The sequence below is a fragment of the Xylophilus sp. genome, assembly GCA_009914555.1.
Classification (GTDB): Bacteria; Pseudomonadota; Gammaproteobacteria; order Burkholderiales; family Burkholderiaceae_C; genus WNDY01.
The window spans coordinates 201705-214031 of the sequence record WNDY01000001.1; the positions used below are offsets into that span (position 1 = coordinate 201705).

Sequence of the window (12327 nt, forward strand, 5' to 3'; positions counted from 1 at the left end):
CCATACGCACCCAGATGTTCGGCGTAGCTGACTATGGCGCCTTCGTGGCCGCCGTCATCCTTTTCCTCGCGATCCCCGGTCCCGGCAACCTGGCGCTCATCACGTCGACCGGCAAGGGCGGCATCCGCGCAGGGCTGGCGGCCACCTTCGGCATCATCGCTGGCGACCAGGTGCTGCTGTGGTGCGCCGTGGCCGGCCTGGCGGCGCTGCTGGCGGCCTATCCCGCAGCGTTCCATGCGGTGCAGTGGCTGGGCGCGGCCTACCTCGCCTGGCTCGGCTGTCGCATGCTCGCCGCCAAGCCGGGGCAGGGGCCGGTGCTGAACATCCGGCCGCGGCACTATTTCCGCCAGGCCGCACTGATCACGCTGCTCAATCCCAAGGCCATCGTGTTCTACATGGCCTTCTTCCCGCTGTTCGTCGACCCGGCCCGCCATCCGGGCGCCGCGACCTTCGGCGCGATGGCGCTGACCATCGCTGCCCTCACCTTCCTGTATGGCTTGGCGGCCGTGCTGCTGACCCATGTCCTCGCCGCCCGGCTGCGCGCCAACCCGTGGATCGGCCGGGCGCTCGAAAAGATCGCCGGCCTCTGCCTTGTGGGCTTCGGCCTGCGGCTCGCCCTGTCCACATGAAGAACCGATAGATGCCCAAGATTTTCTGCATCGCCAACCAGAAGGGCGGCGTCGGCAAGACCACCACCACCGTCAACCTCGCCGCCGGCTTGGCCGCTATCGGCCAGCGCGTGCTGATGGTGGACCTGGACCCGCAGGGCAATGCGACGATGGGCTCGGGCGTGGACAAGCGGGCGCTGGAGCGCTCGGTCTACGACGTGCTGCTCGGCGAGGCCTCGGTGCGCGAATCGGCCGTGGCGGCCGGGCAGTGCGGCTACCAGGTGCTGGGCGCCAACCGCGAACTGTCGGGCGCGGAGATCGAACTCGTCACGCTGGAGAACCGCGAGCGCCGCCTGAAGCAGGCGCTGGCCGAGGTGGCAGGAGACTACGACTTCGTGCTGATCGACTGCCCGCCGAGCCTGTCGATGCTGACGCTCAACGGCCTGTGCGCCGCGCAGGGCGTGATCGTGCCGATGCAGTGTGAGTATTTCGCGCTCGAAGGCCTGACCGACCTGGTCAACACCATCAAGCAGGTCCATGCCAACCTCAACAAGGACCTGGTCATCATCGGTCTGCTGCGCGTGATGTTCGACAGCCGCATCACCCTGCAGCAGCAGGTCAGCGACCAGCTCAAGGCGCACTTCGGCGACAAGGTGTTCGACACGGTCATCCCGCGCAACGTGCGCTTGGCCGAGGCGCCGAGCTACGGCCTGCCCGGCGTGGTGTTCGATCCGCAGGCCAAGGGCAGCCAGGCGTTCGTGGAGTTCGCCCGCGAGATGGTGCGGCGCGGCTGAGCCTGATGTTTCACGTGGAACACGCCCCCATGAGCACGACCGTCCTCACGCTGCCCGGATGGCAGAACAGCACCGAAGGCCATTGGCAGACCACCTGGGAAGCCCTGTACGGCTACCGCCGCGTGGAGCAGCACGACTGGTTCCACCCGCTGCGCGGCGACTGGAGCGCGCGGCTGGAGGAGGTGCTGGTCGACGCGCCCGGACCGGTCGTGCTCGCGGCCCACAGCCTGGGCTGCATCCTGGTGGCTGCCTGGGCCGCCCATTCGCGCAACACCCACCAGGTCCGCGGCGCGCTGCTGGTGGCGCCGGGCGATGTCGAGCGGCCGGACCTGGCGCCGCTGATCCCCGGCTGGACGCCGATCGCGCGCCAGCGCCTTCCGTTCCCGTCCATCGTAGCCAGCAGCAGCGACGATCCCTACTGCACCCCGCAGCGGGCGCAAGAACTGACCGATGCCTGGGGTGCACGCTTCGCCGATATCGGTGCCCACGGCCACGTCAACGCCGCTTCGAACCTGGGCGACTGGTCGCAGGGCCGTGCGCTGTTGCAGGAACTCCTCCTAGAACAACCATCCACATATGGCGATCAAGAAACCCAAGGGCCTGGGCCGCGGCCTGGAAGCACTGCTTGGCCCACAGGCCAGCGATACCCCGGTAGCCGCGCCGGCCGACGAGGGTGCGCCGCGCACCCTGCCGCTGGCCGAGTTGGTCCCCGGCATCTACCAGCCGCGCACCCGCATGGACGAGGGCGCGCTCTACGAACTGGCCGAGTCGATCAAGGCACAGGGCATCATGCAGCCCATCCTGGTGCGCCGTCTGGCCAGCGGCGACAGCGCCGGCAGGTACGAGATCATCGCCGGCGAACGCCGTTTCCGCGCCGCCCGTCTGGCCGGCCTGGACGCCGTGCCGGTGCTGGTGCGCGACGTGCCGGACGAGGCCGCCGCCGCGATGGCGCTCATCGAGAACATCCAGCGCGAAGACCTCAACCCGCTCGAAGAGGCCCAGGGCTTGGCCCGGCTGGTCCGGGAGTTCGGCCTGACCCATGAGCGCGCGGCCCAGGCCGTCGGCCGCTCGCGCAGCGCCGCCAGCAACCTGCTGCGCCTGCTGAACTTGGCCGAGCCGGTGCAGACCATGCTCATGGCCGGCGACATCGACATGGGCCATGCCCGCGCACTGCTGTCCCTGGATCGGGCGGCGCAGATCACTGCGGCCAACCAGATCGCGGCCAAGTCCCTCTCGGTGCGCACGGCCGAAGCGCTGGTCAACAAGATCGGTGCCGAGTTCAGCCTGACGTCATCGCCGCGGCCGAAGCAGGACGCCAAGCCGCGCGACTGGACGCGGGTGGAGGAGGAGCTGTCCGACCTGCTCGCCGCCGAGGTCGATATCCGCGTGAAGAAGCGCACCAAGCGCGCCGGCGGCCGCATCGAGGAATCGGGCGAACTGACCATCGCCTTCGGCTCGTTGGACGCGCTCAACGGCCTAATCGAACGGCTCCGGGGCACATCCGCTTCCTGACATCGCGGCCGGCATGCTCCACCGCCTCTGGCCGCTGCCGGCGCTGCTGGCCTGGGGTGCCGCCTGGGCGGCCTATCTCGGGGCGGCGCGCACCGTGCCACTGCCGTGGGCGCTGGCGGCCGGCTGTGCCGCCAGCGCCGCGCTGAGCCCGCTCGGCGGGCGCAGCTGGTGGCGGCGCGGCCTGGTGGCTGCCGGTTTTCCGTTGTCGCTCGCCATACTCGGCGGCGGCCTGGCGCTGATTCCCGCCTGGGTCTGGCTCGTGGCGCTGGGCCTGCTGCTGCTGGTCTATCCGGTCCATGCCTGGCGCGACGCGCCGCTGTTCCCCACGCCCCCGGGCGCGCTCGACGGCCTGCCGGCCGTGGCGCCGCTGCCGCCGGGGGCCGCAGTGCTCGATGCCGGCTGCGGCCTGGGCGACGGCCTGCGCGCGCTGCGGCGGGCTTATCCCCAGGCCCGCCTGCACGGCATCGAAGGGAGCTGGCCGCTGCGCTGGCTGTGTGCGCTGCGCTGTCCCTGGGCGCGCGTGCGGCATGGCGACCTCTGGCGCGCCGACTGGTCGGGCCATGCGCTGGTCTACCTGTTCCAGCGGCCCGAGAGCATGAAACGCGCCTGGCAGAAGGCCAGCCGTGAGATGGCGGCCGGCGGCTGGCTCGTCAGTCTCGAATTCGAGGCAGCGGGGCGGCAGCCGCAGGCCCGAGGGATGCTGGCCGGGGGCCGCCCCGTCTGGGTCTACCGGATCGCAGCGCAAGCGCCTGCACCGGATGCGTCCGGTATGTAAGAAGCTCGGGCGTGCAGGTCGCGGCCTCCAAAGGCGGCGCCTCCAAACGGATTGGGGCGGCTTCGGCAGCCTGCTGGGCGGCGGCGTGGGCATCTCGCTCAAGGCCGCGCAGGAAGCTCAGCCAGCTCGGCTACAACGCCGGCACGGTCGACGGCGTTTCGGGCGGGAAGACCGTCGACGCACTGCGCTTCTTCCAGAAGGACCACAACCTGCCGCAGACCGGCCGCCTGGATGCCGCGACCAGCGCCGAACTCAGCAAGCATTGATCTAATACCGGCTGGTGTATATGTCTAATACGCTCGGTTTTCGCGCATTCAAGGCATATACCCCTGGCCTTTCGGGAAAGCCGCATCGGACGCGCGCGCCCTGCGCCGTGCCGTCGCCGCCACCGTCTACGATGTGGCCCTTTCTTCCGTCCACCGATCCCGGAGCCGCCATGAACCAGCCGACCAGCCTCGCCCACCAACTCTTCTCCCAGCTGCAAGGAGCGCCGTTGCAACAGATCGGGCAGCAGCTCGGCATCGGCACGCCGCAGGCCGAGCAGGCTGTCGGTGCAGCCTTGCCGCTGCTGCTCGGCGCCCTCGGCAACAACACCGCCCAGCCGCAGGGCGCGCAGGCGCTGCTCGGTGCGCTGCAGCGCGATCACCAGACAGGCGCAGGCTTCGACCTCGGCGGCCTGCTCGGCTCGGTGCTGGGCGGGCAGGGCGGCGGCGCGGACATCCTGGGCCACATCTTCGGCGGCGCGCGTCCGCAGGCCGAAGCGGGCCTGGGCCAAGCGACCGGCCTGGACAGCGGCCGCGCCAGCCAGCTGCTGCAGCTGCTGGCGCCCATCGTGCTGTCCTTTATCGCGCAGCGCGTGGGCCAGGGCGGTCTGGACGCCGGCGGCCTGGGTGGCCTGCTAGGGCAGGAGCGGGCCCATGCGCAGCAGCAGGGCGGACTCGGTGGGCTGCTGGGTTCGATATTCGACCAGAACGGCGACGGCAGGCTCGACCTGGGCGATCTCGCGAAGATCGGAGGCGGCCTGTTCGGAAGGAAGTGAAGACTGCGAGCTTGCCATCGAGGCGCACAACGGTCGTTCAATAAGGCGCGACATCCAGCGGCAGGCCAACGAGACCGCGCCGGCCGCCGAGCTGCGGCGAAAGTCCTGCCTGAAGACAGTGGGACGGATGTCGCGGCGGCGGGCAAGGCTCCCATGGTGCTCGAAGAGGGGGCCTTGCCTGCCTGTCATTTCAGCACCGCGTCCGTGACCTTGATCGGCTTCGGAATCAGCTTGAGCTCGTGGAACGCATCCGCGATCTTCTGCTGCTCCACCAGCACGCCCGGCTCGATCGGTTTGTAGACGTGCTTGTAGTTTTTCAGCGCCGTCTCGATCACGTCCACCTCCAGGCCCTGCACGGCCGACAGCCGTTTCGCCGCCTCGTGGTAGTTGGCCAGGATCCACTGGCCTTCGCGGCCGGCTTCCTCCAGCACGGCCTTGAGCACGTCGCCGTGCGCCTGGGCGAACGGGCGCGCGGCCAGAAAGAACTGGTGGCGCGGCACGATGCCGACCGCGCTGGTCAGCCGGCGCGCGCCGACCTGCTTCTGCGCCGCGGTCTGGAACGGATCCCAGATGGCCCAGGCGTCGATCGCGCCCTTCTCGAACGCGGCGCGCGCATCGGCCGGCGGCAGGTAGACCGGCGTGAAGTCGCTGTAGGCGATGCCGGCCTTCTTCAGCGCGCTGACCACGAGCCAGTGCACGTCCGAGCCCTTGTTGAACGCGAGCTTCTTGCCCTTGAGGTCGGCCACCGACTTCAGCGGCGAATTGGCCGGCACCAGGATGCCCTCGGCCTCGGGCGACGGCACTTCATACGCCACGTAGACGAAGTCCGCGCCCGCAGCCTGCGCCACCACCGGCGGCACCTCGCCGACGTAGCCGAAGTCGACCGAGCCGACGTTGAGCGCTTCGAGCAGCTGCGGCCCGGCCGCGAACTCGGCCCACTTCACGTCCACGCCCAGCGGCGCCAGGCGCTTTTCGAGCGTGCCCTTGGTCTTGAGTAGCACCAGCGTGTTGGCGGCCTTCTGGTAGCCGATGCGCAGCGTGGTCTTGCCGGCCTGGGCATACAGCGGCAGGGCGGCGCCGGCGGTGAGCGCGGCGGCGCCAAGCGCGAGCAGCCGGCGGCGGTCGATCTTCTGGCGGGGGTGAGACATGGCGGGTTCCTTCCTCTCGATGGCGGTTGTGAAAAACGCGGAGCAGTCTAAAAGCCCGCGCGCCAGTGACCAAGGAACGAATACTTACTTGGATATGCTACCGCACTGACATGCAGCGCAGGGAGTATGAGCCTACAGTGCGCGATCATCCGGCGTTGTGGAGGCCTACTGGGGTCTGTATATCGAAGTCGCGCTGTGCCGCGCTTTCCAGCCAGCGGGCGAACACCGTGGCTTCGGCCGGCGCGCCCGGCGCCACCGCGTAGTAGTGCCGCGCCAGCGGCAGCCGCAGCGCCGGCAGCGGCGCGACCAGCCGGCCGGCCGCCAGGTCGTGCGACGCCAGCGACAGCGGCGCCATCGCCAGGCCCAGGCCGTCGACCGCGGCTTGCAGCACCAAGTGCAGGTGGTCCAGCGCCAGCCGGCCGGCGGGGCGCTGGCGCGCGCCGCCATGCAGCCGGCGCCAGTCGTCCCAGTCGCCGCTGCGGCTGCGCGCATCGAGCAGCACATGGCCGGCCGCGGCACGCGCCTGCGGCACCGGCCTGGCGGCCAGCAGAGCGGGCGCGCCGACGACCACGGCGGCGTCTTCCAGAAAGGGCTGCAGCAGCCAGTCGCCGGGCCAGCCGCCGGTGCCGCGGCGGATCGCGATGTCGAAGGCATCGGCCGCACGGGCCGGCGCGGCCGTGGTCGTCAGCACCTTGGGCGCGATGCGCGGATGGGCGGCGACGAAGTCCGGCAGCCGCGGTATCAGCCAGCGCACCGCGAACGAGGGCCGCACATTGATGCGCACGGTGCGCGCGTCGGCAGCGGCGTCGTCCGGTCCGCCGGCGATCTGGCGCGCCGCCGCGGCGATGCGCTCCAGCGCCGGCGCGGCCTCGGCCTGGAAGGCGTGGCCCGCCGGCGTGAGCACCACCTGGCGCACGCGGCGCTCGAACAGGGCCGTGCCCAGGTGCGCCTCCAGCGCCTTGACCTGGCGGCTGATGGCGCTGTGGGTCACGTGCAACTCGGCCGCCGCGCGGGTGAAGCTCAGGTGCTGTGCCGCGGCAACGAAGGCGCGCACCGCGTGCAGCGGCGGCGGACGGTGCGGTGGGGCATAGGCCATGGAGCCCGGGATTCTGGCATGTGCGTGGCGCCCGACAGGCGCGACCCGGGCTGCCCGGGCGAAGGGGGTCAGGCCCCCGGGCTCTTCACCTCGCCATCCACCAGGCGCCACAGGCCCAGCGGGTTGGCGTTCTGCAGGGCTTGCGGCAGCAGTTCGTCCGGCAGGTCCTGGTAGGCCACCGGGCGCAGAAAGCGGTCGATGGCGCTCGCGCCGACCGAGGTGAAGGCGCCGTTGGAGGTCGACGGGAACGGCCCGCCGTGCACCTGGGCATGGCTCACTTCCACGCCGGTCGGGAAGCCGTTGGCCAAGATGCGGCCGACCTTGCGTTCCAGCACCGGCAGCAGGCGGCGGGCATCGGCGTAGTCGCCGGCGTCGACCTGCAGCGTGGCGGTCAGCTGCCCTTCGAGGTGCTCGGCGACCTGGATCAGCTCGTCGATGCTCCGGGCGCGCACGACCAGCGATGTGGGGCCGAAGATCTCGCCTTCGAGGTCGGCCGACGACAGCAGGCGCTGCGCGTCGGTGACGTACAGACCGGCCTGGGCGGCGTTGGGCGCATCGCCGGCCGGCTGGCCCTGGGCGGCCTGGGTCACGCCGTCGACGGCGGCCAGCTTGGCCACGCCGCTGGTGTAGGCCTCGTGGATGCCCTGGGTCAGCATGGTGGCGGCGGGCTTGCCGGCGATGGCAGCCGACGCCGCATCAACGAAGCGCTGCAGGTCCGGGCCGTCGATGGCGAGCACCAGGCCGGGGTTGGTGCAGAACTGGCCGGCGCCCAGCGTGAGCGAGTCGGCGAAACCGCGGCCGATGGCCTCGGCGCGGCTGGCCAGCGCGGCGGGCAGCAGGAACACCGGGTTGATGCTGCTCATCTCGGCATAGACGGGAATCGGCTCCGGGCGGGCATTGGCGATCTTCACCAGCGCCAGGCCGCCCTGGCGCGAGCCGGTGAAGCCGACGGCCTTGATGGCTGGGTGGGCCACGAGCGCTTCGCCGAGCGAGCGGCCGGCGCCCACGAGCAGCGAGAACGTGCCTTCGGGCAGGCCCAGGTCCTTCACCGCCTTCTGGATGGCGCGGCCGACCAGCTCGGAGGTGCCGAGGTGGGCCGCATGGGCCTTGACGATCACCGGTGCGCCGGCGGCCAGGGCCGAGGCGGTGTCGCCGCCGGCCACCGAGAAGGCCAGCGGAAAGTTGCTGGCACCGAACACGGCGACCGGGCCGAGCGGAATGCGGGCCAGGCGCAGGTCCACGCGCGGCAGCGGCTGGCGCTCCGGCTGGGCCGGGTCGATCGTGGCATGCAGGAAGTGGCCGTCGCGCACGACGCGGGCGAACAGGCGCAGCTGGCCGACCGTGCGGCCGCGCTCGCCCTGCAGGCGGGCCGCGGGCAGGCCGGTTTCGGCGTTGGCGCGCTCGATCAGCGTGTCGCCCAGCGCCAGGATGTTCTCGGCGATGGCTTCGAGGAAGGCGGCACGCTTTTCCAGCGGCAGCGCGCGGTAGGAGTCGAAGGCAGCCCGGGCCAGCTCGGCCGCGCGGTTGACTTCGGCCTGGCCGCCCAGGCCGAACACGGGCTCGTCGATCTCCTGGCCGGTGGCGGGGTTGTAGGCGCGCTGGGTGCGCTCGGTGCCGCGCACGGCTTGCGAGCCGATGAGCATTTCGCCGGTGATGGTGGTCGTCATGGAGTTCTCCTGGATGAACGGAAAAGAGGCCTGATCTGGGTAGCCACGGCAGGTCGCGATAGGCCTGCGCTGCAGCACGCACCCCCGGGCGCGCGGAACCTGGCACTGTAAGCCCCCGAAGAATCCCGAGGTTTGCATTCAGCGAAAACCAGCTCTGTGCCGGATGCCTTCCACCGACCGGCAGCTGCGGGGATACTGCTCCGCGATGACCAACATCGCCACCGCCCCATCCGCCGCCCCTTCCACCGACACCCCGCGCCGCAACGGCGGCCAGATCCTGGTCGAGGCCCTGCGCCGCAACCAGGTGGACACCATCTACTGCGTGCCGGGCGAGAGCTACCTGCCGGTGCTCGACGCGCTGGCCGACCACGACAGCATCCGCACCATCGTCACGCGGCACGAGGGCGCGGCGTCGAACATGGCCGACGCCTACGGCAAGCTCACCGGCCGTCCGGGCATCGCCTTCGTCACGCGCGGCCCCGGCGCCACCCACGCGGCCAACGGCGTGCACACGGCGAAGCAGGATTCGACGCCGATGATCCTGTTCGTCGGCCAGGTCGCCACCAACATCAAGGAGCGCGAGGGCTTCCAGGAGGTGGACTACCGCCAGGTCTTCGGCGGGCTGGCCAAGTGGGCCACCGAGATCGAGGACATCCGCCGCATTCCCGAGGTCGTGGCCCGCGCCTTCAGCGTCGCGCTCTCGGGCCGGCGCGGCCCGGTCGTCGTCGCGCTGCCGGAGGACGTGCTGTTCGGTGCGGCCGAAGTGGCCGACCTGCCGCCGGTGCGCATTTCGGAGGCCGCGCCCGAGCCCGCGGCACCGCAGGCGCTGGCCGCGCTGCTGCGCGAGGCCGAGCGCCCGCTGGTCATCGTCGGCGGCACCGGCTGGACGCCCGAGGCGCAGGACGACCTGCGCCGCTTCGCCGCCGCGCACGACCTGCCGGTGGCCGCCTCGTTCCGCCGCCAGGACGTGCTCGACAACCGCGATGCGCACTACGTCGGCCAGCTCGGCCTGGGCGTCTCGCCCGCGCTGGCCAGGACGGTGGGCGAGGCCGACCTGCTGATCGTGATCGGCAGCCGGCTCGCCGAGATCACCTCCGGCAACTACGAGATCATCCGCAGTCCGCGCCCGGCCCAGCGCATGGTGCACGTGCATGCGGACCCCGAGGAGCTGGGCCGCGTCTACCAGGCCGACCTGCCCGTCAACGCCTCGGTCGCCCGCGCCGCCGCGGCCTTCGCCGCCCTGCCGGCCGAGCCGGGCCCGCGCCGCTGGAGCGCCTGGACGGCCGCCGCGCGCGCCGCCTACGCGGCCCACAACGCGCCGCTGGCCCGCAGCGCCGAGCTGCGCGGCGTGGAACTGTCCGCCGTCGTTGCCCACCTGGCCGACACGCTGGGCGACGATGCGGTGCTGACCAACGGCGCCGGCAACTACACCGTCTGGCTGCACCGCTTCTACCGCTACCGCAGCCTGGGCACCGAACTCGGCCCCACCAACGGCGCGATGGGCTACGGCCTGCCCGCGGCCATCGCGGCCAAGCTCGCCGCACCGGAGCGCGACGTGGTCTGCTTCGCCGGCGACGGCTGCTTCATGATGTACCCGCAGGAGCTGGCCACGGCAGCCGCGTACGGCGCGGCCGTCATCGTGCTCGTGGTCAACAACGGCATGCTCGGCACCATCCGCATGCACCAGGAGCGCGAATACCCCGGCCGCGTCTCGGCCACGCGCCTGGCCAACCCCGACTTCGTCGCGCTCGCCCAGGCGCTCGGCGCACATGCCGAGCGCGTGGAGCACGAAAGCGCCTTCCCCGCCGCCTTCGCCCGCGCTCGCGCCGCCGGCCGGCCTGCGGTGATCGAACTGGTCACCGACCCGCAGCAGATCACGCCGGTGGCGCGGCTCGCCCAGGCCTAGCCTTCGGCGGCTTGACCGGCCGCGCGCCCAGCCAGGCGCCGCTCGTGGCCAGCCGGGTGACCACTTCGCGCACCAGCGCGGCCAGCGCCCAGAGGTTGCGCGCCTCCATCGCGCTGCGGCCCAGCACCAGGCAGACACAGCGCTCCGCATCGTCGCCGGGCAGCGCGAAGCCCTGGAGCCGGCCCTGCGCGATCTCCGCGGCCGCGGCGGCCAGCGGCAGCACGGTACAGCCGCAGCCCTTGCGCACCAGCTCCAGCGTGAGCGCGTTGGAGCTGTCGTTCTCCAGCGCGACCAGCGGCGTGAAGCCGCGGCGCGCGGCCATCGCCTCCACCGTCACCCGCAGGCCGTGGTGCGTGCTCGGCAGCACCAGCGGCACGCCGGCCAGGCCGTCGGCATCGAGGCGGGCCTGCGTCATCGTCATCGCGTAGCCGGGCGGCGCCAGCAGGTAGAGCCGCTCCAGCAGCAGAGGCTCATAGGCCACGGCGCCCGGGTACTCGGGCCGGTACAGCACGGCCATGTCGACCGTGCCGGCCTGCAGGTCGGCCAGGATGGAGCTGGCCAGCCCCTCGCCGAATTGCAGCCGGCTCGCCGGAAAACGCGCTTGCAGCGCATGGAACAGGTCGCCGAACAGCGTCAGCGCGATCGTCGGCTGCGCTGCGATGCGGATGCGCGCCGGCCCCTGGCGGGCGTCGCCGGCCACCGCTTCCCGCGCGGCGGCGAGGGCCTGCTGCACTTGGCGCGCATGGGTGAGCAGCGTCTCGCCCTGCACCGTCAGCGCCATGCCGCGGCCGCTGCGGCGGCACAGGCGCACGTCCAGGTGCTTCTCCAGCTGGCCGATGCGCCGGCTCACGGTGGAGGTGTCGAGCCCGCCGGCGAGGGCGGCGGCCGAGAGGCTGCCGGCATCGGCCACGAGGGTGAAGAAGGCGAGGTCGTCGGAGTTCATTGGGCAATCCTGCGGCAAGGCGTGATGGAACCAGCCTGTGCCTGCACTTGGGGCGGCCGAGGAAACGCGGCTCAGTGGGCAGCGTTGCGGTCGAGCAACCGCTGCCTCGTCTGCAGCAGGTGGTAGTGCATCGCGATTCGCGCGTGGCTGCCGTCCCGGCTGGCGATGGCCGCCAGGATGGAGGCGTGCTCGTCGACCACGAAATGCATGCGGCGGATGCTCGTGCTCCGCTTCATGTTGTAGACCAGCTTCTGAAAGCCCAGGACCGCTTCGTGGATGCCTTCGAGCATCGTGACGTAGAGGTCGTTGTTGCTGGCGATGGCGATGGCGCGATGGAAGGCCAGGTCTTCCTCGGGGCACAGCTGTCCGGCCTGCGTGCTTTCGGCGAAGCGCGCATGTGCGACGCGGATGCCCTGCAGTTGCTGCTCCGTGTGCCGTTCGGCCGCGCAATAGGCAGTATCGCCTTCGACGGTGATCCGGGCTTCGAGGCACCGCAGGAAGCCGGCCATGTCTTGGGGCGCGGCGAACGTCTTGATCCGGGCGGCTGGCTGGTGGGTGACGAACGATCCAGCCCCCTGGTGCGAGGTGATCAATCCATCGGCCTTCAGGCGCAGCAGCGCCTGGCGCACCACCGGTCGCGACACGCCGGCCTGCTCGCACAGTTCCTTCTCCGACGGGAGCTGCGCGCCGACGCGCAGATGGCCGGCCACGATCTGGTCGAAGATCTGGCCGTAGATCTGGTCGCTCAGACGCGCCCGGCTTCCCCGCACAAGTTGAAGGCCGGGTTTCTCGAGCAGGTAGGGGCGGGAATCGGTATTCGATGTGGGCATGCGTAATCC

Annotated in this window: 12 protein-coding genes and 1 pseudogene; 8 read left to right on the forward strand and 5 right to left on the reverse strand. The window is 71.3% G+C overall.

From position 1 onward, the window contains the following. Positions 1-14 precede the first annotated feature (14 nt). The 7 genes and pseudogenes from GAK38_RS00960 (at position 15) to GAK38_RS00990 (ending at position 4728) form a co-directional block, all read left to right on the forward strand. Positions 15-629: a LysE family translocator gene (locus GAK38_RS00960; protein ID WP_325340612.1), complete on the forward strand. Its 615-nt coding sequence runs from the start codon at positions 15-17 to the stop codon at positions 627-629. An 11-nt stretch (positions 630-640) separates the two neighbouring features. Beyond that, complete coding sequence (locus GAK38_RS00965) at positions 641-1402, forward strand: ParA family protein (protein WP_325340614.1); 762 nt, start codon at positions 641-643, stop codon at positions 1400-1402. Positions 1403-1431: 29 nt separating this feature from the next. Continuing rightward, positions 1432-1959 (forward strand): annotated as a pseudogene (locus GAK38_RS00970) (RBBP9/YdeN family alpha/beta hydrolase); the annotation flags it as partial. Positions 1960-1978: 19 nt separating this feature from the next. After that, positions 1979-2914, forward strand: a complete 936-nt coding sequence (locus tag GAK38_RS00975) for a ParB/RepB/Spo0J family partition protein (protein ID WP_325340616.1) — start codon at positions 1979-1981, stop codon at positions 2912-2914. A gap of 13 nt (positions 2915-2927) precedes the next feature. Then, positions 2928-3689, forward strand: a complete 762-nt coding sequence (locus GAK38_RS00980; protein WP_325340618.1) for a class I SAM-dependent methyltransferase — start codon at positions 2928-2930, stop codon at positions 3687-3689. A gap of 11 nt (positions 3690-3700) precedes the next feature. Beyond that, complete coding sequence (locus tag GAK38_RS00985) at positions 3701-3955, forward strand: peptidoglycan-binding domain-containing protein (protein ID WP_325340620.1); 255 nt, start codon at positions 3701-3703, stop codon at positions 3953-3955. A gap of 170 nt (positions 3956-4125) precedes the next feature. After that, positions 4126-4728, forward strand: coding sequence for a DUF937 domain-containing protein (locus GAK38_RS00990; protein WP_325340621.1), 603 nt, complete (start codon positions 4126-4128; stop codon positions 4726-4728). A gap of 185 nt (positions 4729-4913) precedes the next feature. On the opposite strand, the gene GAK38_RS00995 is transcribed toward GAK38_RS00990, so the two are convergent. The 3 genes from GAK38_RS00995 to GAK38_RS01005 form a co-directional block, all read right to left on the reverse strand. Further along, entirely contained in the window at positions 4914-5876 is a 963-nt protein-coding gene (locus tag GAK38_RS00995; RefSeq protein WP_325340623.1) for a sulfonate ABC transporter substrate-binding protein, read from the reverse strand. 145 nt (positions 5877-6021) lie between these two features. Then, positions 6022-6972, reverse strand: coding sequence for a LysR substrate-binding domain-containing protein (locus GAK38_RS01000; protein ID WP_325340625.1), 951 nt, complete (start codon positions 6970-6972; stop codon positions 6022-6024). Between the two features lie 68 nt (positions 6973-7040). After that, positions 7041-8639, reverse strand: a complete 1599-nt coding sequence (locus GAK38_RS01005; protein WP_325340627.1) for an aldehyde dehydrogenase (NADP(+)) — start codon at positions 8637-8639, stop codon at positions 7041-7043. Between the two features lie 205 nt (positions 8640-8844). Here GAK38_RS01005 and GAK38_RS01010 point away from each other — a divergent pair, with 205 nt between their 5' ends. Then, on the forward strand, positions 8845-10545 hold the full coding sequence (locus GAK38_RS01010; protein WP_325340887.1) for a thiamine pyrophosphate-dependent enzyme: 1701 nt from the start codon (positions 8845-8847) through the stop codon (positions 10543-10545). On the opposite strand, the gene GAK38_RS01015 is transcribed toward GAK38_RS01010, so the two are convergent. Both GAK38_RS01015 and GAK38_RS01020 read right to left on the reverse strand, forming a co-directional pair. After that, positions 10514-11488, reverse strand: a complete 975-nt coding sequence (locus GAK38_RS01015) for a LysR family transcriptional regulator (protein ID WP_325340629.1) — start codon at positions 11486-11488, stop codon at positions 10514-10516. The genes GAK38_RS01010 and GAK38_RS01015 overlap by 32 nt on opposite strands. 71 nt (positions 11489-11559) lie before the next feature. Then, complete coding sequence (locus GAK38_RS01020) at positions 11560-12318, reverse strand: FadR/GntR family transcriptional regulator (RefSeq protein ID WP_325340631.1); 759 nt, start codon at positions 12316-12318, stop codon at positions 11560-11562. Positions 12319-12327 lie beyond the last annotated feature (9 nt).